General features: G+C 71.6%; 1 pseudogene. It reads right to left on the bottom strand.

The features are described from left to right. Positions 1-455: pseudogene (locus RNC47_RS36725) on the bottom strand (integrase); the annotation flags it as partial. Positions 456-457: the final 2 nt, after the last annotated feature.

The raw sequence follows: 457 nt of genomic DNA, 5'->3' as shown, positions 1-457 counted from the left end.
GTCAGCAGGCGGCGGTGCGGCAGCACCGACCGGGACATCTTCAGCGCGTCCACCCAGCCCGGCCGCATCGGCTCCGGGGTGACGGTGCGGGCCAGCAACACGCTGGCATCGACCGACTTCGTGGTGGGCCGCAGCACCGCCGCGGTCAGAGACCTCGTCGCGACGTCGATCATGGCCGTGAGCTCGACCTTGCCCACCACCCCGTTGTCCAGCAGGACCAGGACGTCGAGCGGGGTGGAGTCGATCTGCATCACCTCGCCCGGCGCGAACACCGGCAGCTCGCCGAACTCACCGCTTGCCCCATGGGCCCGGGACCTGCGGGTCGTGGCCGAACTGAAGGGGTGCGTGTTCCGGGTGAGCTTGTCCAGCCACCGGTAGAGGGTCCGCTCGGACGGCAGCTCGACCGCCCGGCCGGCGGGCGTCTGCCGGAGGATCTCGCCGGTCCGCCAGAGCAGGA

Source organism: Streptomyces millisiae, from assembly GCF_031845425.1.
Classification (GTDB): Bacteria; Actinomycetota; Actinomycetes; order Streptomycetales; family Streptomycetaceae; genus Streptomyces; species Streptomyces millisiae.
Note: the sequence above shows the minus strand (reverse complement) of the source record. Positions and strands in the feature narration are given on the sequence as shown.